Here is a 22,025-nt window from a genome sequence, read left to right on the forward strand (position 1 = left end):
AGAGAACGATCATTCTCATTGTCAACGACCCCCGGAGGCGGAGCTCACCGTGACCACGGAAGACGACGCACGGACCACACTCCTGGACACCGCGGAGAACCTCTTCTACGAGCGCGGGTACCAGGCCGTCGGCATGGCCGAACTCCGCCAGGCCTCCGGCCTGTCGCTGAAGCGGATCTACGCGCTCTACCCCGGGAAGGACACCCTCGCCGTCGCCATGCTCGACCGACGGGACCTGCGCTGGCGGGGCGAACTCACGGCCTTCGTCGACCGGCGGACCGATCCCCGTTCCCGCCTGCTCGCCGTCTTCGACTGGCTACACCTCTGGTTGTCCGGCCCCGGCCACCGGGGATGCGCCTGGATCAACGCCTTCGGGGAGCTCGGTGGCACCTCGGTCGAGGTGGTCGCCGCGGTTCGCCGGCACAAGGACGCCTTCCGCACCTACCTGGGAACACTCTGTGCCGACATCTCCGGCTCCCCCACCCTGCCCGACGCGGTGTTCCTGCTGGCAGAGGGCTGCATGACCACCGCCGGGATCACCGGTGACCCGGACTCCGCCCGCCGGTCGCGAGGCGTCCTGGAGGTTCTGCTCGGAGACGGGTAGACACCCCCCGCGACCCGGCTTCTCCGGAAATGTTCACAGACTGAGGCACGCTTCAGCCCCTGGCACGTGCCTCAGCCTATGAGGATTCGCAAAGGGGGGTGCGGGGAAGCGTGCGCGGGGAAGGTCAGTCGTTCTCCGGACCCTGTGGCCCCTCATCCTCCCCGGTCTCCGGGAACCCCGCGTCCGCGTCCCCACCCCACACCTCCGGGGTCAGCCACGGATGCGCCACCGTCGGCTTCAACGCCGCCATCGCCGACTCCCGCGACATCCCGCAGATCTGCAGGGCATCGACGATGATCGACCGGCACTGCCCCAGCACCATCATCCCGGACAGTCCGGCCCCGTCCGCGATCGACAGATCCGTGCGCCCGGCGATGATCTGGAAGCGTCGGGTGAGCTCCGGGATTTTCAACAGTTCATGCCGCGTCGCCTTCGACCCACCCTCCTCGTACACCGCGCCGAGGTGTCCGAGGGTGTCCGCGATCTCCCTGATCGTCCGCGCCATCTCCGGGTGTGGGGCGACGCGGTCGTCGACCATGATCTCCGCCCGCCGGGCCAGCACCCGCGTGTTGCGCATGACATTGTCCACCGGCACCAGCGACCGGCTCAGCGACACAGCGTAGCGTTTCGCGGACCAGTAGATCGGAGACAGGGCAATGGTCTCGTCACCACTGGTCATCGCCGACTGCATGGCATTGACCGCGGCCTGCGTCCCGCGTGCGGTCTCCAGCGCCTCACCGATGACCGTGGAATCCCGGTCCTCGATACCGTCCGCGACATCGTCGAGGACCAGCGCCGCCTTCGAGATCAGCCCCGCCATCTCCCGGCGCACCGCACGCAGCGGATTCCGGGGGACCACCGCAAGCATGACGAGCCCTATCAGGCCACCGACGAGGGCGTCCACCACCCGGTCGAAGGCACCCGTGTCGCCCGGCGGCAGCAGCGTGGCGACGAGGACCGCCGAACTCGCGGCCTGCGCCGGCACCAGCGGACCCCGGTCGACGAAGGTGGCGAGCATGATCGCCACGAAGACGACCACGGTGATCTGCCAGGGGCCACCGCCGATCTGGTTGATGACCAGATCACCGATGGCGATACCGATCGCCGCGCCGATGACGATCTCGGTACCACGGCGCAGATGCTTACCACTGTTGATGCCGATGCTGATCACACCCGCGATGGGGGCGAAGAACGCCTGCTCGTGACCGATGATGTCGGTGGCGAACCAGAATGCCAGACCCGCGGTGAGCGCTGCCTGGAAAGCGAAGATACCCATGGTCCGCACCCGCTGGATGCCCCGCCGCGGGGCGAGCCGGCGCAGGGACTCGGTCGCCGCCCGGACACCGGTGCCAGCACGGGCGCGGTGCCGGAACCAGCCCTTCTGTCCTGCCTTCTCTGCCATGGCACCCATTGTGTCAGGTGGGTTCCCCAGACCTGCAAAACAAGGTACCTTGGCTCTATGGAGAACCCGGTAATCTCCCCGTCCGCGTTGAAGCATGGCATTCCCGAGGAGGATATGCTGCACGCATTCCGAAATCCGATGAGGGCGTGGGACCTTGACGAAGGTTTTCTGATGATCTCCGGCCCCGACCGCTCTGGGAACCTCCTCGAAGTCGGGTACATCCGGAGTAACGCCAATATCGTGATCCTGCACGCCATGCGTGCCCGACGAAAGTTCCTGAGGTGATGACAATGCCCCGCACAGTAGAAGAAATCCTCGCCAACGCCGATGCTCTCGCTGCACGGTTCGAGCAGTACGAGCCTCGGCCGGAGGACGAACTGGACGCCCGATCACTGGCCGCACTCACCGATGCCGTCCAGGAGCAGTCCACCGCAGAACGGCACATGGTGGATGCGATCCGCATAGCGCGTGAGGAAGGCGTTCCCTGGGCCGTGATCGGGGATCGTATCGGAACAAGTGGCGAAGCAGCCCGCCAGCGTTACTCGCGCCTGGTCGCCTGATCCACCCGCAGGTCCGCCCAGATCCCCGCGTGGTCACTGCCCGGCACGCCGACCACACCGGACGCCGCACAGGTCATCCCCCGGACCAGGATGTGGTCCAGGCGCAGCACCGGCACCGGCGAGGGTGCACCGGCCCGCGGCCACGTCGGCGCGGCGAACAGCCCGCCGCCGCAGTCGGTCATCTCCGACGAGCCGTCGGCGCCCCTGACCAACCGGCGCAGTTCCGGGTGCGCGGTGGTGGAGTTGAAGTCCCCCGCCATGACCAGCGGTCCGTCCACGCCGGAGGCCCAGTCCCGCAGGTCACGCATCTCGGTGACCCACCCGTCGACCAGGTGACTGTGCGCCGGGGCGTTGGTGTGCACGCCCATCATCGTCAGGTCCTCCAGCTCGACGACCGGGTTCTGGTGCCGGGTCAGGTGCAGGTCCGCCACCGATCCGTCGACCAGCCAGGACGGCCGGACCAGCAGGGCGGTCCCGCCGCCGCGCGTCCTCGTCGAGACCGGCTGCACCAGTTCCAGCCCGGTCGCCCGGGCGACGACAGCAGCCTGGGCGTCCGAGCTCTCCGGCAGCACGACGATGTCGGCGCCCATTCCGCGGGCGGTCGACGCGAGGAAGGCGTCCGACGCCTGGTGGTACCAGGTGTTCACCGAGAGGATCCGCACGGTCCCGGCGTCCTTCTCCCCCGGCGCCGCCTCCGCGACTCGGCTGACCGTCCCCGGAACCAGCACCGCCGCGGCGCACAGCAGGACCGCCGTCACCGACGCCGCCACTGCCGCCCGACGGGGTAGGAGAAGCCAGGCCAACACGGCCCCGGCGACGAGCAGCAGGGCCAGGCCCACCGGCCACGCCGACTGGAGGAACGGGATGACCCACGACCCGGTCTCCGGCACCCGGTCGGTGAACACGCCCCACACCGGGGCGGTCACCCACACCGCACCGGCCACCGCGCCGACCACCGCCGCCACCACGACACAGCAGAACCCCGCACGCTTCCATCGGAAGGTGCGGGGCCGCAGGGTGCGTCGACCGGACAAGAGCTACTTCAGCATCTCGTCGGCGGCGTCCGGGTCGCAGTCGTTGACGAGGTTGAGGCAGCGGATGTACTCGTCCTCCTCCCCGATGGCGCGGGCGACGACGGCGAGCATCATGATCGCGCGGAGCACCCCACGGTTCGGCTCATGCGACCACGGCACCGGACCGGTGCCACGCCACCCGTTGGAACGCAGGGCGTCCAGACCACGGTGGTAGCCGGTACGGGCGCAGGCGTAGGCGGTGATCTTCTCGGACGGGAGGTCGCCCTGCTGCAGGTGGTACGCCGCCAGCGCGGCCCACACACCCGAGTCCTTCGGGTTCGCCACAGCCGCCGCCTCCAGCTCGGCAAGGCTCTCCCCACCGGTGACGGAGGACGCCAGGGACGCCGGAAGCTTCACCTCGGGGTGCTCCGCACCGAAGAGGTCACGTCCCCTCCTGATCTGTTCAGCCATGACCGGCCTACTTCGACAGGGTGGTGCCGACGGAGTGGAGGTCGGTGCAGGCCTCGACGACACGATCGGACATGCCCTGCTCCGCCTTCTTGAGATAGGAGCGCGGGTCATAGACCTTCTTGTTGCCGACCTCGCCGTCGATCTTCAGCACGCCGTCATAGTTGGACAGCATGTGGCCGGCGATCGGACGGGTGAAGGCGTACTGGGTGTCGGTGTCGACGTTCATCTTGATGACGCCGTAGCGCAGCGCCTCCTCGATCTTCTCCTTCTCGGAGCCGGACCCGCCGTGGAACACGAAATCGAAGGGCTGGGACCCCTCCGGCAGCCCCAGCTTGGCGGCGGCGGTCTTCTGGCCCATGTCCAGGACCTCCGGGCGCAGCTTCACATTGCCCGGCTTGTACACACCGTGGACGTTGCCGAAGGTGGCGGCGAGAATGTAGCGGCCGTTCTCGCCGGTCCCCAGCGCATCCACCGTCTTCTCGAAGTCCTCGGCGGAGGTGTAGAGGTTGTCGCCGGCCTTGGCCTCGACGCCGTCCTCCTCACCACCGACGACACCGATCTCGACCTCGAGAATGATGTCCGCGGCGGCGCAGGCCGGGAGCAGGTCCCTGGCGATCTCGAGGTTCTCGTCGATCGGGATGGCCGAGCCGTCCCACATGTGCGACTGGAACAGCGGGATCTCACCGGCCTCGACCCGCTTGCGGGAGATCTCGACGAGCGGCCGGACGTAGGTGTCCAGCTTCTCCTTCTGACAGTGGTCGGTGTGCAGGGCGACGTTGACGCCGTAGTGCTTCGCCGCCTCGTGGGCGAAGGCGGCCAGGGCGGACGCACCGGCGACCATGTTCTTCACGTTGAGGCCCGAACCGAACTCGGCACCGCCGGTGGAGAACTGGATGATGCCGTCGGACTCTGCGTCCGCGAAACCCTTGAGGGCGGCGTTGATCGTCTCGGACGAGGTGCAGTTGATGGCGGGGAAAGCGAAGCCGCCTTCCTTGGCCTTGTCGAGCATGTCCCGGTAGACGGCGGGGGTGGCGATAGGCATGGAGGTCCTCCCTAGGTGTCCTCGATTAGACGCGTTACTGCACCCCAGTATGCCCGTTTCAACGCCGTCGGGTGCCGGCGGGTGCTCCACCGCTCACCTTCGCGGCCGCCTCCATGAGCATCCAGCCTGAGAGCTGCACCGACAGATCCCTCTCCGGCACCCCCAGATCAGCCCCGGCACCCGCGGCGATGGTGGAACCGATCCTGCCACCGGACTGCGGCAGCGCGGCGTCCTCCACCCACGAGGCCCCGAACAGCGGCAGGCCGTCGACCTCCAGGCGGTGGTGCCACACCGATTCCGCGGACTGCGTCACCAGTCGCCCCGCCAACTGGCGGGTCGCGCGACTGAGCCGGTCGTCGCTGGGCAGGTCCGTGGCGACCACAGCGAGGTAGCGGGCCAGGATGCCCTTGAACAGGCCGCCGTCGCCACCCCCGTTGCCCTGCCCGTCGCCGACGTCGATGACGCCCCCGGCGGACGCGATGTGCGTCGCCACCGCCTCCACCAGATGATGGACCCGTGTGATGAGACCGGTGCCGACCTCACTGACCGCGGCCTGCGGGATCCCGGCGTCCCGTCGCTGCGCACGGGCGAGCTCGACGAGCGCACCGAGGACGACACCCTGGTTGTAGGTGTGGACCTGGGGGACGGGGGCCTCCCCGTGCAGACGCAGCCGGACACCGTCCATCACCAGGCCGTCACCGTTGATGAGTCGCGGGTAGATCCAGTCCACCAGCTGCTCCGCCAGCCCGGTACGGCCGGTCCGGGCGGCCAGGATGGCGGCCGGACCGTTGGTCGGAACATTGTAGAAGCTCTCGCCGACCTTCCACGGCAGGGCACCGGTCAGCGGATCCACCCCGGCGATGATCGACGCCTCGAGCCCGGGCAGGTAGCGCACGGTCCCGTACCTCGGCAGGTCCTGGGCGCGGTGCATCGCCAGAGCGAGCCAGGTGCGGTCGTCGTAGAACTCGTTGTGCTGCAACGGGCGGCGGTTACGGATCCGCATCGCCCGGATGGTGCGGCGGATGGTGCGCAGCCGGTACCCGGTGTCGCGGCGGGTCGCGGCGTCCACCTGGCAGTCGATGAAGTGGGCCTGCCACCAGTAGTGCCAGTGGTAGAAGAACTTGTCGCGCGTCGACGGCGGCCAGGCGATGACGCCGAGGGTCGTCCTCGGGATCCCCCACAGGCGGGTGGAGTGCCGTTCGATGACAGCCTGCTCCGCCAGATCAGCGCGGTGGTCCCAGAGCTCGTCCATGACCCCGTTTCTACCAGGCGTCCCGGAGATCGGCGTGCTGTCGGATCCAGGTGTGCATGGCGATGCCCGCGGCCACTCCCGCGTTGATCGACCGCGTCGAACCGAACTGGGCGATACTCACCGTCATCGACGTCCCGGCCTGTGCTTCCGCGGTGACCCCCGGCCCCTCCTGACCGAAGAGCAACAGACACCGCTCCGGTAGTTCGGCGGTCTCCAGGGGTACCGATCCGGGGGTGTTGTCCACGGCGACGACGGTGAGGCCGTGCGCGGCGGCGTACGCCATGACCGACGCCGTGTCCGGATGGTGCTCCAGATGCTGGTAACGGTCGGTGACCATCGCGCCACGCCGGTTCCACCGCTTCCGGCCGACGATGTGGACGGTGTCCACGGCGAAGGCGTTGGCGGTGCGCACGACAGTGCCGATGTTGGAGTCGTTCTCGAAGTTCTCGATGGCGATGTGCAGGTGGTGCCGGCGACTGTCGATGTCGGCGACGATCGCCCCGGTGCGCCACCAGCGGTAGGCGTCCACCACATTGCGACGGTCACCGCCGTCCAGCAGCTCCGGGTCGTAACGGTCGGCGGCCGGGCCGGTGGGACGCGGGACGCCGGGACACTCCTCCTCCCACGGGCCCACCCCCACCGGGTGGGCGAACCACTCTGTCGGGCCCCCGGCGGGCACCGGCTCCACGGCGTCAGTCACGGGTGAGTCCCTCCACGATGAGAAGCTGAGCGACGACATAGGTCGCCATGACCAGCCCGTCGACGATCCCGTCGATGACGCGCACCGCCGGATTCTGCCCGGTGAGGAAAGCCTGCCGGGCGAGGATGAGTCCGTCGGACAGGACGAAGAGGCCGCCGCCGAGGCCGAGTGCGGTGGTCTCCCCCTCATCGGCGGCGAGCACCGAGGTCGTCGCGAGCAGGGCCCCGTAGCCGGCCGCGGCAGGCAGCGCCGCGGGGGCACCGGTCGCCGCGGTGACGATACCGGACGCCAGAACCGGTGCACGCGGGGCGACCGTGTTCCGTCGCGGCCGGTGCCCGGTGCGCCACAGCTCCACGATGTAGGCCACCTGGTTGAACGCGAACGCCGCAGAGCCCCGGTTGAGGTTGCGTGCCCGGGTGCGGGGGTCGGCACTGCGGCCGTCGGCGCCCATGAGGATGATGTCGCCGACCCAGCCACCGGCCAGGCCCGCGATGACGCTGACCGTGCCCGCGGTTCTCCGCTCCGCACCCGCCGACACCGTGCCGGCGAGCAGCGGCATGAGTGCCGGCTTGACGATCCGGGTGAGCCGGTCGCCGCGGCGTCCCGCGGCGGCGGCCACCACCGAGAGTGCCCCGGCGGCGAGATAGGCGGTGCGCAGGGCGCGTGTGACGGACATGGGTGGATCCTCCGGCCGACTCAGGCCAGGCCGAGATCCGCGAGGCCCAGCAGGCTGCGGTACTCCACGCCCTCGGCCTCGATGACGTCCCTCGCGCCGGTCGCCCGGTCCACGACCGTCGCCACACCGACGACGGTCGCACCCGCCTCGCGGACCGCGGCGACGGCGGTGAGCGGGGAGTTGCCCGTGGTGGTCGTGTCCTCGACGACGAGGACGCGCTTCCCCCCGATGTCCGGGCCCTCGATACGGCGTTGCATGCCGTGCTTCTTGGCCTCCTTGCGCACCACGAAGGCGTCCACCCCGTCACCGGTGTGCATCACCGAGGTCGCCACCGGGTCCGCACCCAGGGTCAGCCCGCCGACAGCGACATAGTCCCAGTCGGCGGTGAGCTCGCGAAGCAGTTCCCCGATGAGCCGGGCGGACTCGCGGTGCAGGGTGGCGCGACGCAGATCGACGTAGTAGTCGGCCTCCCTGCCGGACGACAGCGTGACTGTCCCCCGGACGACGGAGAGTTCGGTGACCAGCTCTGCGAGACGCTTCAGCTTCGCGGGGTCGACGGTGGGTGCACTCATGGCGGGCTCCTAACGGTGACGTGTTCGACCACCGATAGTACGGACCCGGTCACCCGGTCAGTTGTCGGGGTCGGCGACGTCCGGCTCCACGACCTCGGGGTCGACCACCTCATAGTCGTCACAGTCGGCACAGTCGGCACAGTCGGCGCGGTCGGCACGACCGTCACAGTCCCCACGGCCGTGACTGCCGTCACCGACCGCACCGCCACGGTCGGCTCCGGCGTGCCGGGCGTCCGGACCGCGGTGCCTGCCACGCGGCGACGGGTCAGGCTCCACGACCGGCCCGGTCGCGTCCGCGAAAATCGTGGCGGACGCCCCGGACCGCACGATCCGCGGCCCGTCATCATCCGGGTGCCGCGTCGTAGGTTCCTCCCCGAGTGCGGGGATACTGGTCAGACCGTCGGCGGCGACATCCTCCGGCCAGGAGCCGTCGAGGTCCGCGTCACCGTAGACCTGACCGCGGGACCGGGACGGGAACTCCACCGGGTCGGAGGGCCGGTCCACTCTCGGATGCGCCCCGGTATCCGGGGTGGTATCCGGGGTGGCATCCGGGGTGGCATCCCGAGTGTCGTCCGGGATGTCATCCGGTCCCGGCGCAGGGGCGTCGGGGACGGCCCGCAGGTGACCGGGACGCGTCTGCCCCGCCCCACCCAACTCCGCCCGGTCCGCGGCAGCAGCGGCGGCGACAGCGGCGGCATCCACCGCCACCCGCACCCCCGACCTCGGACGCGGCCGGGTCGGGTCGGCGGCGGTGATGTCGAGGGTCACGGTGGTCACCAGGGGCGGCAGGACGCGGGATGCCGCGCCCAGCGCCGCCAGGTGGGTCAGCAGCGTGTCCCACCGGTCGGCATCGGTGCGACGGGGGCACCGGGCCACCACCCACGCACCGGAGAACACCACGTCGGAGACACTGCCGGTCATTCCTGCCAGTGCCCCCTCGACACGGGTGTCGAGCATCCGCCCGACTGCCCGGGGATCCGAGGCGTAGACGGTGTACGGGGCGCGGTCGAGACCGACGTCATGGCGCATCCCCGCCGGCATCGCCGCACCTGTCGTGATGTGCACGTCGACCGGGGAATAGGCACCCCGGCGCAGGGCCAGGAGCGTGGACCCTGCGACATCGGCGACGTGCACCTGGTGGCCGTCGAGGAAACCGGAGACCAGGTCACGGGCCATCGGCCCCTGGTCGGTCGCCGAGATCTCCCGGATCAGGCTGACCGGCCATTCCGCGGTGAGGAAAGCGTCCTCCCGGGTGTACTCGAAACCGTGGGCGGTGGCCCAGTGCCGGCGCCCCCGCCTGCCGACGAACCCGGCGGAGTCTGACGCCGGTGCCGGGGCTGGCACGGGTGCTGGCCCGGGTGCTGGCCCGGGTGCAGGCACGGAAGCCGGCACGGGCACCGATTCGGGCTCGACAGCGGCACCCCCCGGAGTCGGATGCGTGGACGGATCAGCGGCCACGACCGGCCCCGGTTCCGGAGACTGCCCGGTGACCGGGTCCGGGGCGACCGTGCCGCGCGTCCCCCACCTGCCCGGCGCCCCGTGCGGATTCTGTCGCGGTGCCGCGCCCCGGGTATCCGGCGCCGCAGGTCGCGAGGTACGCAGGAACAGGCTCGCGGCCACGATGAGCAGCACGAGCCCGAGAACGAGGGCGACAACGGCGAAAGGCATCAGCACACAGTGTAGAGACCTACACGTTGTCGGCGGCGTAGGCCTCGTGATCCAGCAGGGTCCCGTCCGACGGAGCCGTGGTGACGGTGACCTCGTAGAGCCAGCCGGCACCGTAGGGGTCATCGTTGATGATCCCGGCGTTGTCGGAGATCTCCTCGTTGACAGCGGTGATCTCGCCGGAGACCGGGGCGTAGATATCGGAGACCGACTTGGTGGACTCGACCTCGCCGAAAGGCTCGCCGGCCTCGATCTCGGTGCCGACCTCCGGCATCTCCGCGAAGACGATCTCACCGAGGGCGTCGGCGGCGATGTGGGTGATGCCGACCCGCACGGTGTCACCCGGGTTGATGTCGGTCGAGTTCACCCACTCGTGCTCCTCGGAGTACAGGCGGTCGGTGGGAAGTGCGGTCATGGTTCTCTCTTCTCTCTGGTCAGACTGGTCAGGCAGTCAGGTGCAGTTTACTTTTCGCGGCCGTAGAACGGCAGCGCGACCACGGTGTACGGGAATTCCCTCCCACGGATGTCGACGGTCACCGTCGACCCCACAGCCGCGACGCCACCCGCTGCGGCGGCCTCGGCGTCGACGTAGCCCATCGCGACCGGGTGGCCCAGGGTCGGCGACAGGGCGCCGGAGGTCACCTCACCGATCCTGGCACCCGTGGCGTCCCGGATCTCGTAGCCGCCGCGGGCCGCGCGCTTCCCCTCACCGGCCAGGCCGATGCGGATCTGACGGGGCCCCTTCTCCTTCGCGGCGAGGATGGCGTCCCGGCCGACGAACTCGTCCTTCGACTTCGTCGCGGCGAGGACGCCGAGGCCGGCGTCCACCGGAGTGAGCTCGACGGAGAGCTCGTTGCCGTAGAGCGGCATACCGGCCTCCAGGCGCAACGTGTCACGCGCGGCGAGACCGCACGGGAGGATGCCGTACCGCTCACCGGCGTCCAGCGCTGCCCCCCACACCTTGGCGGGGGCCTCACCGGGCACACCGGTGGCCGCATTGTCGACGAAGATCTCGAAGCCGTCCTCACCGGTGTAGCCGGTACGGGCGATGATCGCGGGGACGCCGGCCACGGTGCCCCGGAAGGCGGCGTAGTAGCCGAGGCCGTCGACCGCGGCGTCCACGGAGCTGTCCGCGGAAGATGCCCCCGAGGCCTCGGGGGCGTCGGTGACCTCGTCGACGATCTGCCGCATGACGTCGGCGGCACGCGGGCCCTGCACGGCGATCAGCGAGATGTCGGCGGTCTGGTCGACGAGCGTGACGTTGAAGTCCCCGATCCGCTCGGTGAGCGCGGTGAAGACCGCCGGAGCGTTACCCGCGTTGGGGATGACCAGGTACTCGTTCTCTGCCAACACGTAGGTGATGAGGTCGTCGATGATGCCACCGAACTCCGTGCAGATCATCGAGTACTTCGCCTTGCCGACCTTCACCGCGGAGATCCGCGAGATCAGGGCATGGTCGAGGAAGGCTGCGGCGTCCGGGCCGGTGACCCGGACCTCGCCCATGTGGGAGAGGTCGAAGACGCCGACGGCCTCGCGCACGGCGCGGTGCTCCTCGAGCTCCTTGCCGTACTTCAGGGGCATGTCCCAGCCACCGAAGTCGGTGAACTTCGCACCGAGTTCGGCGTGGACCGGATGGAGGGCTGTTTCCTTCGTCATGGTTTTCCTCAGTTCTCCTTGTCGGCGGCTCTGTCGGCGGCTCTGTCGGCGGAGATGTCGGCGGAGATGTCGAAGGCCTCGACGGGCGGGCAGGAGCAGACCAGGTTGCGGTCGCCGTAGGCGTCATCGATACGACGGGTCGCCGGGAAGTACTTGTCCCGACGCAGCGAGGCGACCGGGAAAGCCGCCTTCTCGCGGGAGAAGTGGCCGTGGGAGACGGCGGACTCGAAATCGTCGCGGATGACGGACTCAGCGGTGAACGGCGCGTGGCGCAGCACCGAATCCTCCACAGCGACATCACCGTCGACGATCTCGTCGATCTCCGTACGGATGGTCTTCATCGCGGTGATGAAGCGGTCCAGCTCGGCCTTGTCCTCGGACTCGGTCGGCTCGACCATGAGCGTCCCCGCGACCGGGAAAGCCAACGTCGGGGCATGGAAGCCGAAGTCCATGAGCCGCTTCGAGACGTCCGCCGCGGTCACGCCGGACTTCTTGGTCAGCTCACGCAGGTCGAGGATGCACTCGTGGCCGACGAGACCGCGCTCACCGGTGTAGAGCGTCGGGACGGCGTCCGCGAGCTCGTGGGAGATGTAGTTGGCGTTGACCAGCGCCATGCGGGACGCCTCAGTGAGACCCTCGTCGCCCATCATCGCGATGTAGGTCCAGGAGATCGGCAGGACGCCGGCAGAACCATGCGTCGCGGCGGCGACCGGACGTCCTTCATCGGACGCCGGGCCGACCGTCGGATCGTTCCACGGGTCGGTCGGCAGGAAGGGGATGAGGTGCTCGGCGACGCACACCGGGCCGACACCCGGACCACCGCCACCGTGGGGGATGGTGAAGGTCTTGTGCAGGTTGAGGTGGCTGACGTCGCCACCGAAGGCGCCCGGCTGGGCCAGACCGACCAGGGCATTGAGATTCGCACCGTCGATGTAGACCTGACCGCCCGCGTCGTGGACCTTCTCGCACACCGCGCGGACGTGCTCCTCGAAGACCCCGTGCGTCGACGGGTAGGTGATCATGATGCCGGCGATCTCATCGCCGTGCTGCATGATCTTCGCGTCGAGGTCGGCGAGGTCGATGGACCCGTCGTCCGCGCTCTTCACCGCAACGACCTTCAGGCCGGCCAACGCGGCGGAGGCGGCGTTGGTGCCGTGGGCGGACGCCGGGATCAGTACCAGGGTGCGCTGATCGTCACCGCGGGACAGGTGGTAGCGGCGGATCGCCAGCAGACCGGCGAACTCGCCCTGCGAACCGGCGTTCGGCTGGACGGATACAGCGGCGTAGCCGGTGATCTTGGCGAGACGGTCCTCCAGATCGGCGATGAGCTCCAGCCAGCCGGTGGCCTGGTCCTCGGGGACCAACGGGTGTATCCCGGCGAACCCGGGCCACGTGATCGGCTCCATGGAGACCGCGGCGTTGAGCTTCATGGTGCAGGAACCCAGCGGGATCATCGTGCGGTCCAGGGCGAGGTCCCGGTCGGCGAGCCGACGCATGTACCGCATCATCTGGGTCTCGGAGCTCACGGAGTGGAACACCGGATGGGTGAGGATCTCATCGCTGCGCAGGACGCCGTCCTCCCCGCCGAGCGGGCCCTGCTCGGTGGTGAAGCCGGAGGTGTCGATCGTGGCGTGGGTGCCGGCGATGACGCGGACCAGGGCGGCGACGTCCTCGTCGGTGGTGGACTCGCCGACCGAGACACCGACGTGGGTCCCGTCGACCAGGCGCAGGTTGAAACCCTCGTCACAGGCGGCGGCGACGATCGAGGGGGCATCGGTGACCTCGACGGTGACGGTGTCGAAGAAGAGGTCGGAGGCCAGGGTCAGTCCCCCACCGGTCAGGGCGACGGCCAGGGCCACGGCGCGGCCGTGGATCCCCTCGGCGATGGCGTGCAGGCCGGCCGGGCCGTGCCAGACGGCGTAGAAGCTGGCGACAACGGCGAGCAGGGCCTGGGCGGTGCAGATGTTCGAGGTCGCCTTGTCGCGACGGATGTGCTGTTCACGGGTCTGCAACGCCAGTCGGTACGCCGGGGTGCCGTCGGCGTCCTTCGACACACCGACGATGCGTCCCGGCATCTTGCGCTGGTACTCGGCGCGACAGGCGAGGAAAGCCGCGTGCGGGCCACCAAAGAACAGTGGTACACCGAAACGCTGGGCCGAACCCACCGCGATGTCCGCCCCCGCTTCCCCGGGGGACCGGACGAGCACCTGGGCGAGCAGATCGGCGGCGACGGTCGCCAGACCACCGCGCCCATGGACGGCGGCGATGACCTCGGGCAGGTCTGCCCGGATCTCACCGGTGGTCGCCGGGTCGGAGATCACGGCACCGACGATCTCACCGTCGTACGAGGCGACGGTGGACGCATCCACGGCGGTGATGACCACGGGGATGCCGGCGGCGGCGGCGCGGGTGAGGGTGACGTTGAGGCTGGAATCGTGGAGGGCCTCGTCCAGCAGGACGACGCCACCCTTCTTCGCGACCTTCGCGTTCTGCCTGGCCATCATCTGGGTGGCCTCGGCGACGGCGGTGGCCTCGTCGAGCAGGGAGGCGTTGGCGATCGGCAGACCGGTGAGGTCCTCGACCATCGTCTGGAAGTTCAGCAGGGCCTCGAGGCGTCCCTGGGAGATCTCCGGCTGGTACGGGGTGTAGGCGGTGTACCAGGCGGGGTTCTCGACGATGTTGCGGCGGATGACCGCAGGGGTGACGGTGTCGTAGTAGCCGGCGCCGATCAGCTGCTTCTTCAGCGTGTTCTTGTCCGCGAAGCCCTTCAGCGCGGCGAGTGCCTCCTGCTCGTTGAGCGCGGGGGCCAGGCCGATCGGGGCGGTCTGGGCGATGGACGCCGGGACCGCGGCCGCGGCAAGCGCTTCAGTGCTCTCGTAGCCGAGAGTCCCGAGGATCGCCGCGGTATCGGCCGCGTTCGGGCCGATGTGCCGCTGGAAATGGGGGGCTGCCATGTCTCCTTCTTCCTGCGCAGGAGTCAGTCCTGGCGCACGGAGGTGTACGTGGATGGTAGTCCTCCCCACTCTGTCGATGGTGCCTGAGAGCTTGGTCTCCTTCGGCGGCGGATCACGGACGACGGTGACCTGCTCTTTCCAGAGTTGCCTCGCCATGGCGGTACGGGTGCCTGAGAGTGTCTGACGGGGAGGTGATTGCTCCTACGGCGGCCGGTTGGGGCCCGTCACAGGCACCAGAGCCGGCCTCTCCCACCATGGTTGCGAGCGGCGCATTCAGTTGTGGATCGTGCTCGGGTCGTGCCCGGGTCGACCTCGGGTCGTGCCTGAGATCGTGCTTGACATCGTGCTTGAAATCGTGCGGGGTCAGTATAGCCCGTGCGGTGACGTGGAACACGGTGAACGGGTGGGACATCCCCGGGGCACCCCCGGCCACTCACCGCCCGACCCCCTCCCGACGCCCTCCCGCCCCCTCCCCGACGCCCTCTCCGACGCCTGAGCAGGAAAGTGTTACCTGGTAACGGACCCATAATGTGACATTTCCCCAGGTCGCCGAAAGTGATACCAGGGAAAGCTGGTAACACTTCCGACGGCAGGGGCCGACGACCGGTCCGGCGGCGAGGTCCGAGGTGTCAGAAACCGACCGCCGCGACCGCCGCCGCCACGGCCGGGACCACCGCAAGCAGCCCGGACATCCAGTAGCGGAGCATCCCCAGGGGCACCGGCGCGCCCATGCCCACGTCGACCGACAGGAAATTCGTGTTCTCCCGTGGCCTCCCCCGGACCAGCGCACACCAGACCACCGCCGCCAGAACCCACATCGTCGCCTGCACCGGATGCGCAGGCACACCGGGCAGCCACAGGACCACAGCCCCGGCCAGTGAGACAACCGCGAGAATCACCGACCGCCAGCGCCATTCACCGGGCACGCCGAGCCGGGTCGCCCGCCATACCGCGGATGCGAGCACCGACCACGCCAGAGCCAGCAGTACCCGTCCCACGATGCCCGTGTACGGGACAACGGCAGCCGCGAGCAGCGCCACCACGAGAAACAGCAGCGGCACATAACCTCTCCGCAGGACGCGCCGGAGCATCAGCATCGGAAGCACCGGGGCAGCCCTTCGGACGGAGCGGACCGGAGCGTCCTTCAACCAGGTGGCCGCGTAGATGTCGGCGGCGCTCTCCGAGTCGAAGACCGTCGGGGAGACCGCGGTCATCGTCCTCGTCGTGCCGCCGGCGAGCACCACCGGCAGTCTGCGGGGCTTCCGCACCCCGACGATGTACCGCAGCAGTCCCCCGATTCCCGCCCCGAACACGGTGAACACCGCGATCTGCGTCCATCCGGCGCGGTCGACGGCGGGGAAGCGTCCTCCCGGGCGCAGGTCCCATTCCCAGCGGTCCCGGCTGACCGACCGCAGCGGCATCATGCGTTCGGCGATGACGACGAGGAGCACCAGCGCCACGACAGCGCAGAGCGCACGGGCGGCGATGACCACCGCGCTCACGGCGCGGCCCGCAGGCGGATCACCCGGTCGGCGGCGGCGATGACCACAGGTGAGTGCGATGCGACGATGATGGCGGCGCCCTCCCGCGCATGTTCCCGCAACCGGTCGCAGAGGACCCGGGTCCAGTCGGCGTCGAGGTGCCGTTCCGGCTCATCGAGGGCGATGACGTCGGACGCGACGGCGAGCTGGATACCCAGGTTCGCCCGCTGACGTTGACCGCTCGACAGTCGGCTCGGCAGGGTGTCCGGCAGGTCGTCGAGCTGCCACGGTGCCGCGCGGTCGAGCAGGTCGTCGATGCCGACGCCGGTGCGCAGCGACATGAGGTCGAGATGCTCCCCCAGCGTGAGGTCGGGGAGGAACGCGGGGTCCGCGATGCGGGTGACACGTCCCACCGCCTCCGGTGCGGCGGGATCGAGGAGGACGCCAGTCTCCCCGTGACGCACCCGCACCGTGCCTGTCACCGGTGCGAGTTCTCCGGCGACGGTGTCGATGAGCGTGGACTTTCCCGCGCCGTTCTCCCCGGTGAGAACGACGATCTCCCCCGGCTGAATCCCGGTGGTGAGGTGACCGACCTCCCCGACATGCCCGAATCCACAGTCGATGCTGAGGCGGGGCGAAGTATCCGGGGGGAGGTTCAGCATGGGGCCCACAGTAGCGGGATCGTGCCGACGCCCCGAAGCGCAGAACTCCTGGCTATCCGTCCCGGCCGATGCCAGAGCAGGAAAGTGTTACCTGGTAACGGACCCATAATCCGACATTTCCCCAGGTCACCAAAAGTCTTACCGGGGAAAGCTGGTAACACTTGCGACGGCGCCCCGAGGGCAACCCCGCCGACAGCGCCGACGGCAGCGCCAGCCGAAGTCCTGGCGGCGACGATGAGTCGCCGGGGTCTTCGGTTCACCCCGCCGGCGGCACCAGACGGTCCAGCGGCGCCGTGAGGACGCCACGGGCGTCCGCCTCAGTGAAGTCGGGATTCTCCAGGGCACGCAGGGAGATGCCGTCGATGATGAGGCGCAGCTCCAGCGCGGCAGCGTCCACATCAAGAGCACCCACATCGTGGGTGCCCACGCCAGCAGTTGCGACCCCCGCAGCCTCCGCCACCCCACGCACCACGTCCACGCACAGTCCGTCGATCGCCTCACCGGTCACCCGCCGGATCTCCGCCAACCGCGCATTGCCCGGATTCGCGGTGAGCACCGCCAACTGGGCAAGCAGCTCGGAACGGGTCCCGCCCGAACCGTCGCCCGCGCCAGAACCCACACCAGAACCACCACCACCGTCACCGCCGTCCCCGCCACCGAAAGGCTCGATCTGCATCAGCATCTCCAGTCCCACGGCCCGGACATCGACCACCTCACCCCGCTCCCCCGCACTCCGGGCACCCTGAGCGACCTCACCGATCCGGCGTCGGGTGGAGTCCTCGGCGTCCTGCAGCAGGGCGATGAAGAGGTCCTCGTGGGAGGGGAAGATGTGCCGCAGCGACCCGGCGGACATGCCGGCCTCCTCGGCGACATTGCGCACGCTCGCCGCCTCCGTCCCCTGCGTCACGATGAGGCGTCGGGCTGCGACGAGGGCGTCGGCGCGTCGTTGCGCGGCGGTCAGTCTGGCCATGGTGCCCACTGTAGCGACCCGGGACAGTTCTGGCACAACTGTACTACTGTGAGATCACGAACTAGCACAACTGTGTTAGACAAGGTGCCGAGACAAGGAGAACACCATGGTCACCGCCATCATCGCCTGCGAGATCGGCTTCTGGATCCTCATCCTCGCCGGACTCACCGCCCGCTACCCGCTGAACATGCCCCGGACCGGCCTCGTCCTCCTCGCCGCCACCCCGGTCGTCGACCTGCTCCTGCTCACCTTCACGGTCGTGGACCTGCGCTCCGGCGGCGAGCCGAACGCCGTACACGGACTCGCCGCCCTCTACCTCGGGTTCTCGGTCGTCTTCGGTCACCGGATGATCGCCTGGGCCGACCGCACCTACCGGCGGCGCATCCGCCACGAGGACGTCCCCGACCCCCGCCCCACCGGGTACGGACCGAAACTCCGGGCCGAGATCATCGACTTCGGACGCGCCCTCCTCGCCGCGGGCATCGCCGCCGCCATCCTGGAGATCTGCGTCCTGCTGGTCAACGGGACGCCGCACGCGGCCGAGGCGACCGACACCCTGCGCGGCTGGTACGACGCACTGGAGGTCGTCCTGCTGATCTGGCTGGTCACCGGCCCGGTCTGGCAGTTCTTCAGCCGGCCGGCGGCAGAACAGGACGCGCACCGGTAACAATGCAGGTATGACGAGACGACACCTCCGCAACCCCTTCTCCCGCTTCAGCACCCCGGAACTGCCCACCGTCGGACCGGGGGACACCGCCCTGGTCACCGGGGCGACCTCCGGCATAGGCCAGGCCACCGCCACCGCCCTCGTCAAGGCCGGCTTCCGGGTCATCGGCACCTCCCGGGACCCGGCGTCCCTGAACTCGGTGGCGAACACCCCGGAGGGCGTCACCCTCGTCCCCCTCGACCTCGCCGACCCCGCGAGCATCGACCGGCTGCCCGCCGAACTGGCGAAGGTCAGGGCCGGCACCGTCTCCGTTCTGGTCAACAATGCCGGCGAGTCGCAGAACGGCCCGCTGGAGGAACTCCCCCACAGCGCGATGACGCGACTGTTCCAGATCAACGTCATCGGCCAGGTCGAGGTGACGCAGAAGGTCCTGCCCGGCATGCGGGAACAGGGGCGCGGCCGGGTCGTCTTCGTCGGATCCATGCTCGGCAGCTTCCCGCTGGCCCACCGCGGTTCCTACGGCGCATCGAAGGCCGCCGTCAAGGCCTTCGCCTTCTCCGCCCGTCGGGAACTCCGAGGCTTCGGCATCGGGGTCTCCGTCATGGAACCCGGTGCGATCGACACGGGCATCTCGCAGCGGCGCACCGTCTACGTCGACCGGAACGGCCCCTACGCCGAGGAGTTCGGCACGATGCTGGAGAACCTCAACGCGAACGAGGCCGTGGGGATCTCCGCCGACCGGGTCGCCGACGAGATCATGGCGGCGGTCACCGACCCCCGCCCGAAACCGTTGTACGCGGCGGGGTCAAACGCCGGTCTGGCGTTCCCGGCGTCACGGTTGCTCCCGCGGGACGCCATGCACGGGATCATCGCGAAACGGCACGGGATGTGAGCCGCCGCTGTCCGGACCGACGGCAATGCGACTGTCGGGGCGACTGTCGGGGCGACTGACCGGACGGTTGTCCTCGAAGCGCCGGGAGTACAGCAGGTCACGCCACGGGCTGGCGGAGACTGCCAGCAGCGCGGCGGCCATGCCTCCGGTGAACATCGATGCCCCGCCGAGGACGGTGAGCCACAGCGGATTTCCCTCACCGGACCCCTGTACCACCATCGTGGCCAGCAGACCGAGGACAGCAACCCAGCTGAAGGCGGTGAACATCCGGTTGACGGGGTGACGCTGCGGGCCGAAGTACCCGCGTTCGGTGCCCACCGCCCCCACCGTGAACAGGAACAGTTCGATGAGGAAGAAACCGTAGAACAGGGCGGAACCGTAGCCGGCGCCGACCCGGTCGGCGACCCTGGTCATCGCGATGAGCATGAGGAGAGCCGCTGCAGTGGAGGTGACTCGGCGCAGCATGCCCCCAGTCTGCCATGTCTACACCGTGAACAGGACGTCCCCGGGTTCGCAGGGCTCACCGGGCAGCAGCCCCGTGGTAACCCCGTCCTGCTGCATCACCACAACCGGGACCAGCGGGTCGAAGCCCAGGCGTCCCAGCTGCCGGGGAGCGTAGGTGGTGATCCGCTCCCCCACGATCACCTGCGATCCCTCCGCTGCGTGCGGGGAGAAACCGGTGCCGTCGAGCATGTCGGTGTCGATACCGAGCTGGGTGTACACGGCGGTGCCGTCCTCGGTGACGATAAGGAAGAAATGCGGCATGAGGCGCCGCAGCTCCCCGCTGACCGGGGCGACGACGGTGACGTCCTCCACGTCATAGTCGGGAATCACGGCCACGCCCGCACCGAAGGCACCGGAGGCGAACCTGGGGTCCGGGACCGAATCCAACGGGGCCACGGTACCGGGCATCGGGGTGATGACCTGAAGTACGGGGCCGTCGGGGACGACTACGGGGGTGTCCGCAGCGTCGTCTGCAACGGAGGCGGCGAAGGATTCCATGGGGGACAGCATATGTTCTCCGTGCTCACTTCACCCGACGAACGGCCGGATTCACGTGTGTGCGCCGGCGAGACGGAATCTCCCCTGCAGCACCCGGACGTCAGTGCCGTATACCGGGTCACACAACCGGGTCAGACAACCGGGTCACGCAACCGGGTCACACGCCGAGCGCCACCGGCAGGCGCCGATGTCCGGCCCACTGCGACCAGCCGCCCACGAAGTGCCGCGCCCCCGGCAGTCCGGCGTGCTCCATCAGGGCCAGGAACAGGGCGGAGTCCACACCGGACCCGGAGTAGACGGCAATGTTCCCCGGGGCCGCGCCGTCTGCACCACCGATACCCCGACGGGCCAGCCGCTCGGCGACGGTCACCGGGTCGGCGACCCCACCGGACCCCAGGAGCAGTTCGACGGGAAGGTTCACCGCGCCCGGGATGTGCCCGGCGCGACGGTCGTGAGGCTCGCGGCGGCCGATGAAACGTCCCTCACCGCGGACATCCACCAGGAGGTTGCCTGACGCCACCCAGTCATCGATCTCCTCGAGGTCGATGGTCGGCATGCCGCCGGTGGAGATCTCGAAGGTGCCTCGGCCTCGCAGGCAACCGATGCCTCCGGCGACGTCGCCGCCGGCCGCCTCCCATGCGGGGGTTCCGCCGGCGACGATCTTGACGTCCTCGACCCCGGCCCAGCGCAGGACCCACCAGGCGCGGGCGGCCCAGAACATCCGGCCGGTATCGTAGATCCGGACCGGCACCCCCGGGGAGATCCCCCAGTCGGTGACGAAGTGCTGGAGCATCGCCGGATTCGGCAGCGGGTTGCGCCCGGTCGCCGGGGACGGCGTGCCGGCGAGCATGCGCAGGGGGTCGCACCAGAAGGCGCCGGGGATGTGTTGTGAGACGTAGGCGTCCCAGGAGGCGTTGTCCTGTGGCGCCCAGTGGGAGTCGAGGATGATCATCCGGTCGCCGCGGGTGGTGGCGGCGAGGAGTTCGTCCGCCGCGAGGAAGGGGCTCATGACCGCCATCATAGGAGGCCAGCGGCCGGGGCGCCGGTCGGCGGTCCCGCCGGGCGCGACCTTCGTCACCGTAGCCGTCACCGTGGGTCACCGTGGCAGCCGCTTCCCGGACCTCCAGGAAGCCCCGGAGGTGGTTTCGCCGGGGAAGTCCTACACCCGGGCTATCGGAGATTCCGGGAATGACTGTTACGCTCCACCTCCATGGACTTCGTCGATCCGTCGGTACGGACGGCCTACGCGACTCTCGACCTCGTCGGTGTGGTGCTCTACGGGATGATCGGGGCGACGATCGCGCGCGCCCGGAACTTCGACTTCGTCGGGATCATCTTCCTGTCGATCATCACGGCCCTCGGCGGCGGCATGCTCCGCGACGTGCTCATCGACAACGGTCCGCCGGCTGCGGTGCAGGACATGCGCTACTTCGGACTGGCGCTGCTCGGCGCCCTGTTGTCCTCGGCGATCCACATGAACTCCCGGGGCTGGGAGATCTTCCGCGTCCACGGGGACGCCGTGGTGCTCGGCGTGTGGTCCGCGACCGGCTCGGCGAAGGCGCTGGCCAACGGGTTGCCGTGGTCGTCCGCCCTGTTCCTCGGGGTGCTCACCGTGGTCGGTGGCGGGATGATCCGGGACATGATGACCGGGTCGGTACCGGAGATCTTCGGCGGGGCGACGCTCTACGCCACCCCGGCCGCGCTCACCGCCGCACTCATGGTGGGCATCTGGTCCCTCGATGAATCGGGTGTGGCCGGGGATGTACCCGTCCTGTTCATCGGCA

General features: G+C 69.3%; 24 protein-coding genes and 1 riboswitch. Of the genes, 6 read left to right on the forward strand and 18 right to left on the reverse strand.

What is annotated here, in order from left to right; translation table 11 throughout:
* Nucleotides 1-49 precede the first annotated feature (49 nt).
* Nucleotides 50-604 carry a TetR/AcrR family transcriptional regulator gene (locus tag QZV72_RS03175; protein WP_297005170.1) on the forward strand — a complete coding sequence of 185 codons (555 nt, stop codon included), beginning with the start codon at nucleotides 50-52 and terminating at the stop codon, nucleotides 602-604.
* A gap of 124 nt (nucleotides 605-728) precedes the next feature.
* Here QZV72_RS03175 and QZV72_RS03180 read toward each other — a convergent pair whose 3' ends face one another.
* Nucleotides 729-2,006, reverse strand: coding sequence for an aromatic acid exporter family protein (locus QZV72_RS03180; protein ID WP_297005172.1), 1,278 nt, complete (start codon nucleotides 2,004-2,006; stop codon nucleotides 729-731).
* 57 nt (nucleotides 2,007-2,063) lie between these two features.
* Between QZV72_RS03180 and QZV72_RS03185 the strand changes: the two genes are divergently transcribed.
* Together QZV72_RS03185 and QZV72_RS03190 are read left to right on the forward strand one after the other, a co-directional pair.
* Nucleotides 2,064-2,291, forward strand: coding sequence for a hypothetical protein (locus QZV72_RS03185; protein ID WP_297005175.1), 228 nt, complete (start codon nucleotides 2,064-2,066; stop codon nucleotides 2,289-2,291).
* Nucleotides 2,292-2,296: 5 nt separating this feature from the next.
* A complete protein-coding gene (locus QZV72_RS03190) occupies nucleotides 2,297-2,566 on the forward strand; it encodes a hypothetical protein (protein ID WP_297005177.1) in 270 nt (89 codons plus the stop codon).
* On the opposite strand, the gene QZV72_RS03195 is transcribed toward QZV72_RS03190, so the two are convergent.
* From QZV72_RS03195 to QZV72_RS03260, 14 genes are all read right to left on the reverse strand, one after another.
* On the reverse strand, nucleotides 2,545-3,600 hold the full coding sequence (locus tag QZV72_RS03195; protein WP_297005180.1) for an endonuclease/exonuclease/phosphatase family protein: 1,056 nt from the start codon (nucleotides 3,598-3,600) through the stop codon (nucleotides 2,545-2,547). The two genes, QZV72_RS03190 and QZV72_RS03195, sit on opposite strands and share 22 nt — an antisense overlap.
* A gap of 3 nt (nucleotides 3,601-3,603) precedes the next feature.
* Nucleotides 3,604-4,050, reverse strand: coding sequence for a DUF3151 domain-containing protein (locus tag QZV72_RS03200; RefSeq protein WP_297005183.1), 447 nt, complete (start codon nucleotides 4,048-4,050; stop codon nucleotides 3,604-3,606).
* 7 nt (nucleotides 4,051-4,057) lie between these two features.
* Entirely contained in the window at nucleotides 4,058-5,092 is a 1,035-nt protein-coding gene (gene fbaA / locus QZV72_RS03205) for a class II fructose-bisphosphate aldolase (protein WP_297005185.1), read from the reverse strand.
* 58 nt (nucleotides 5,093-5,150) lie between these two features.
* Entirely contained in the window at nucleotides 5,151-6,344 is a 1,194-nt protein-coding gene (locus tag QZV72_RS03210; RefSeq protein WP_297005187.1) for a glycoside hydrolase family 76 protein, read from the reverse strand.
* Nucleotides 6,345-6,354: 10 nt separating this feature from the next.
* Complete coding sequence (locus QZV72_RS03215) at nucleotides 6,355-7,044, reverse strand: TrmH family RNA methyltransferase (RefSeq protein WP_297005190.1); 690 nt, start codon at nucleotides 7,042-7,044, stop codon at nucleotides 6,355-6,357.
* Nucleotides 7,037-7,720 carry a lysoplasmalogenase family protein gene (locus QZV72_RS03220; RefSeq protein ID WP_297005193.1) on the reverse strand — a complete coding sequence of 228 codons (684 nt, stop codon included), beginning with the start codon at nucleotides 7,718-7,720 and terminating at the stop codon, nucleotides 7,037-7,039. Before QZV72_RS03220 ends, QZV72_RS03215 begins: the two co-directional genes overlap by 8 nt.
* Nucleotides 7,721-7,740: 20 nt before the next feature.
* On the reverse strand, nucleotides 7,741-8,292 hold the full coding sequence (gene pyrE, locus QZV72_RS03225; RefSeq protein ID WP_297005196.1) for an orotate phosphoribosyltransferase: 552 nt from the start codon (nucleotides 8,290-8,292) through the stop codon (nucleotides 7,741-7,743).
* Between the two features lie 57 nt (nucleotides 8,293-8,349).
* Nucleotides 8,350-9,960: a hypothetical protein gene (locus QZV72_RS03230; protein ID WP_297005199.1), complete on the reverse strand. Its 1,611-nt coding sequence runs from the start codon at nucleotides 9,958-9,960 to the stop codon at nucleotides 8,350-8,352.
* A 19-nt stretch (nucleotides 9,961-9,979) separates the two neighbouring features.
* The gene (gene gcvH, locus QZV72_RS03235) at nucleotides 9,980-10,372 is read right to left on the reverse strand and encodes a glycine cleavage system protein GcvH (RefSeq protein ID WP_297005202.1); all 393 of its coding nucleotides are present in this window, start codon (nucleotides 10,370-10,372) and stop codon (nucleotides 9,980-9,982) included.
* Nucleotides 10,373-10,419: 47 nt separating this feature from the next.
* The gene (gene gcvT, locus QZV72_RS03240; RefSeq protein WP_297005205.1) at nucleotides 10,420-11,613 is read right to left on the reverse strand and encodes a glycine cleavage system aminomethyltransferase GcvT; all 1,194 of its coding nucleotides are present in this window, start codon (nucleotides 11,611-11,613) and stop codon (nucleotides 10,420-10,422) included.
* Nucleotides 11,614-11,621: 8 nt separating this feature from the next.
* A complete protein-coding gene (gcvP, locus tag QZV72_RS03245) occupies nucleotides 11,622-14,567 on the reverse strand; it encodes an aminomethyl-transferring glycine dehydrogenase (RefSeq protein WP_297005207.1) in 2,946 nt (981 codons plus the stop codon).
* Between the two features lie 60 nt (nucleotides 14,568-14,627).
* Nucleotides 14,628-14,719, reverse strand: a riboswitch (glycine riboswitch).
* A 477-nt stretch (nucleotides 14,720-15,196) separates the two neighbouring features.
* Nucleotides 15,197-16,069, reverse strand: coding sequence for a hypothetical protein (locus QZV72_RS03250; RefSeq protein WP_297005210.1), 873 nt, complete (start codon nucleotides 16,067-16,069; stop codon nucleotides 15,197-15,199).
* The gene (locus QZV72_RS03255) at nucleotides 16,066-16,710 is read right to left on the reverse strand and encodes an ATP-binding cassette domain-containing protein (RefSeq protein WP_297005213.1); all 645 of its coding nucleotides are present in this window, start codon (nucleotides 16,708-16,710) and stop codon (nucleotides 16,066-16,068) included. The genes QZV72_RS03250 and QZV72_RS03255 overlap by 4 nt, the downstream gene beginning before the upstream one ends.
* Before the next feature lie 256 nt (nucleotides 16,711-16,966).
* Nucleotides 16,967-17,680 carry a helix-turn-helix domain-containing protein gene (locus QZV72_RS03260; RefSeq protein WP_297005215.1) on the reverse strand — a complete coding sequence of 238 codons (714 nt, stop codon included), beginning with the start codon at nucleotides 17,678-17,680 and terminating at the stop codon, nucleotides 16,967-16,969.
* 106 nt (nucleotides 17,681-17,786) lie between these two features.
* Between QZV72_RS03260 and QZV72_RS03265 the strand changes: the two genes are divergently transcribed.
* Together QZV72_RS03265 and QZV72_RS03270 are read left to right on the forward strand one after the other, a co-directional pair.
* The gene (locus QZV72_RS03265) at nucleotides 17,787-18,347 is read left to right on the forward strand and encodes a hypothetical protein (RefSeq protein WP_297005218.1); all 561 of its coding nucleotides are present in this window, start codon (nucleotides 17,787-17,789) and stop codon (nucleotides 18,345-18,347) included.
* Nucleotides 18,348-18,357: 10 nt separating this feature from the next.
* Nucleotides 18,358-19,239 (forward strand): SDR family oxidoreductase, encoded by an 882-nt coding sequence (locus QZV72_RS03270; protein ID WP_297005220.1) that lies wholly within the window; start codon nucleotides 18,358-18,360, stop codon nucleotides 19,237-19,239.
* Here the strand turns inward: QZV72_RS03270 and QZV72_RS03275 are convergent.
* The 3 genes from QZV72_RS03275 to QZV72_RS03285 all read right to left on the reverse strand — a co-directional run bounded on the left by QZV72_RS03275 (nucleotide 19,180) and on the right by QZV72_RS03285 (nucleotide 21,250).
* Nucleotides 19,180-19,704 carry a hypothetical protein gene (locus QZV72_RS03275; RefSeq protein ID WP_297005224.1) on the reverse strand — a complete coding sequence of 175 codons (525 nt, stop codon included), beginning with the start codon at nucleotides 19,702-19,704 and terminating at the stop codon, nucleotides 19,180-19,182. The genes QZV72_RS03270 and QZV72_RS03275 overlap by 60 nt on opposite strands.
* An 18-nt stretch (nucleotides 19,705-19,722) precedes the next feature.
* On the reverse strand, nucleotides 19,723-20,241 hold the full coding sequence (locus tag QZV72_RS03280; RefSeq protein WP_297005226.1) for a PTS glucose transporter subunit IIA: 519 nt from the start codon (nucleotides 20,239-20,241) through the stop codon (nucleotides 19,723-19,725).
* 157 nt (nucleotides 20,242-20,398) lie between these two features.
* Nucleotides 20,399-21,250, reverse strand: a complete 852-nt coding sequence (locus QZV72_RS03285; protein ID WP_367119083.1) for a sulfurtransferase — start codon at nucleotides 21,248-21,250, stop codon at nucleotides 20,399-20,401.
* Between the two features lie 201 nt (nucleotides 21,251-21,451).
* Between QZV72_RS03285 and QZV72_RS03290 the strand changes: the two genes are divergently transcribed.
* Nucleotides 21,452-22,025, forward strand: a 574-nt coding sequence (locus tag QZV72_RS03290) for a trimeric intracellular cation channel family protein (RefSeq protein WP_297005229.1), incomplete at its 3' end; no start/stop codon positions are given.

It is taken from the genome of uncultured Corynebacterium sp., from assembly GCF_902782855.1.
Taxonomy (GTDB): Bacteria; Actinomycetota; Actinomycetes; order Mycobacteriales; family Mycobacteriaceae; genus Corynebacterium.

Coding starts and splice junctions, on each gene's coding strand:
- QZV72_RS03185 (WP_297005175.1), top strand. CDS start 2,064: ATGGAGAACCCGGTAATCTCCCCGTCCGCGTTGAAGCATGGCATTCCC.
- QZV72_RS03260 (WP_297005215.1), bottom strand. CDS start 17,680: ATGGCCAGACTGACCGCCGCGCAACGACGCGCCGACGCCCTCGTCGCA.
- QZV72_RS03255 (WP_297005213.1), bottom strand. CDS start 16,710: ATGCTGAACCTCCCCCCGGATACTTCGCCCCGCCTCAGCATCGACTGT.
- pyrE (WP_297005196.1), bottom strand. CDS start 8,292: ATGAGTGCACCCACCGTCGACCCCGCGAAGCTGAAGCGTCTCGCAGAG.
- QZV72_RS03285 (WP_367119083.1), bottom strand. CDS start 21,250: ATGAGCCCCTTCCTCGCGGCGGACGAACTCCTCGCCGCCACCACCCGC.
- gcvT (WP_297005205.1), bottom strand. CDS start 11,613: ATGACGAAGGAAACAGCCCTCCATCCGGTCCACGCCGAACTCGGTGCG.
- gcvP (WP_297005207.1), bottom strand. CDS start 14,567: ATGGCAGCCCCCCATTTCCAGCGGCACATCGGCCCGAACGCGGCCGAT.
- QZV72_RS03230 (WP_297005199.1), bottom strand. CDS start 9,960: ATGCCTTTCGCCGTTGTCGCCCTCGTTCTCGGGCTCGTGCTGCTCATC.
- QZV72_RS03270 (WP_297005220.1), top strand. CDS start 18,358: ATGACGAGACGACACCTCCGCAACCCCTTCTCCCGCTTCAGCACCCCG.
- QZV72_RS03275 (WP_297005224.1), bottom strand. CDS start 19,704: ATGCTGCGCCGAGTCACCTCCACTGCAGCGGCTCTCCTCATGCTCATC.
- QZV72_RS03190 (WP_297005177.1), top strand. CDS start 2,297: ATGCCCCGCACAGTAGAAGAAATCCTCGCCAACGCCGATGCTCTCGCT.
- QZV72_RS03265 (WP_297005218.1), top strand. CDS start 17,787: ATGGTCACCGCCATCATCGCCTGCGAGATCGGCTTCTGGATCCTCATC.
- gcvH (WP_297005202.1), bottom strand. CDS start 10,372: ATGACCGCACTTCCCACCGACCGCCTGTACTCCGAGGAGCACGAGTGG.
- QZV72_RS03210 (WP_297005187.1), bottom strand. CDS start 6,344: ATGGACGAGCTCTGGGACCACCGCGCTGATCTGGCGGAGCAGGCTGTC.
- QZV72_RS03220 (WP_297005193.1), bottom strand. CDS start 7,720: ATGTCCGTCACACGCGCCCTGCGCACCGCCTATCTCGCCGCCGGGGCA.
- QZV72_RS03200 (WP_297005183.1), bottom strand. CDS start 4,050: ATGGCTGAACAGATCAGGAGGGGACGTGACCTCTTCGGTGCGGAGCAC.
- QZV72_RS03280 (WP_297005226.1), bottom strand. CDS start 20,241: ATGGAATCCTTCGCCGCCTCCGTTGCAGACGACGCTGCGGACACCCCC.
- fbaA (WP_297005185.1), bottom strand. CDS start 5,092: ATGCCTATCGCCACCCCCGCCGTCTACCGGGACATGCTCGACAAGGCC.
- QZV72_RS03180 (WP_297005172.1), bottom strand. CDS start 2,006: ATGGCAGAGAAGGCAGGACAGAAGGGCTGGTTCCGGCACCGCGCCCGT.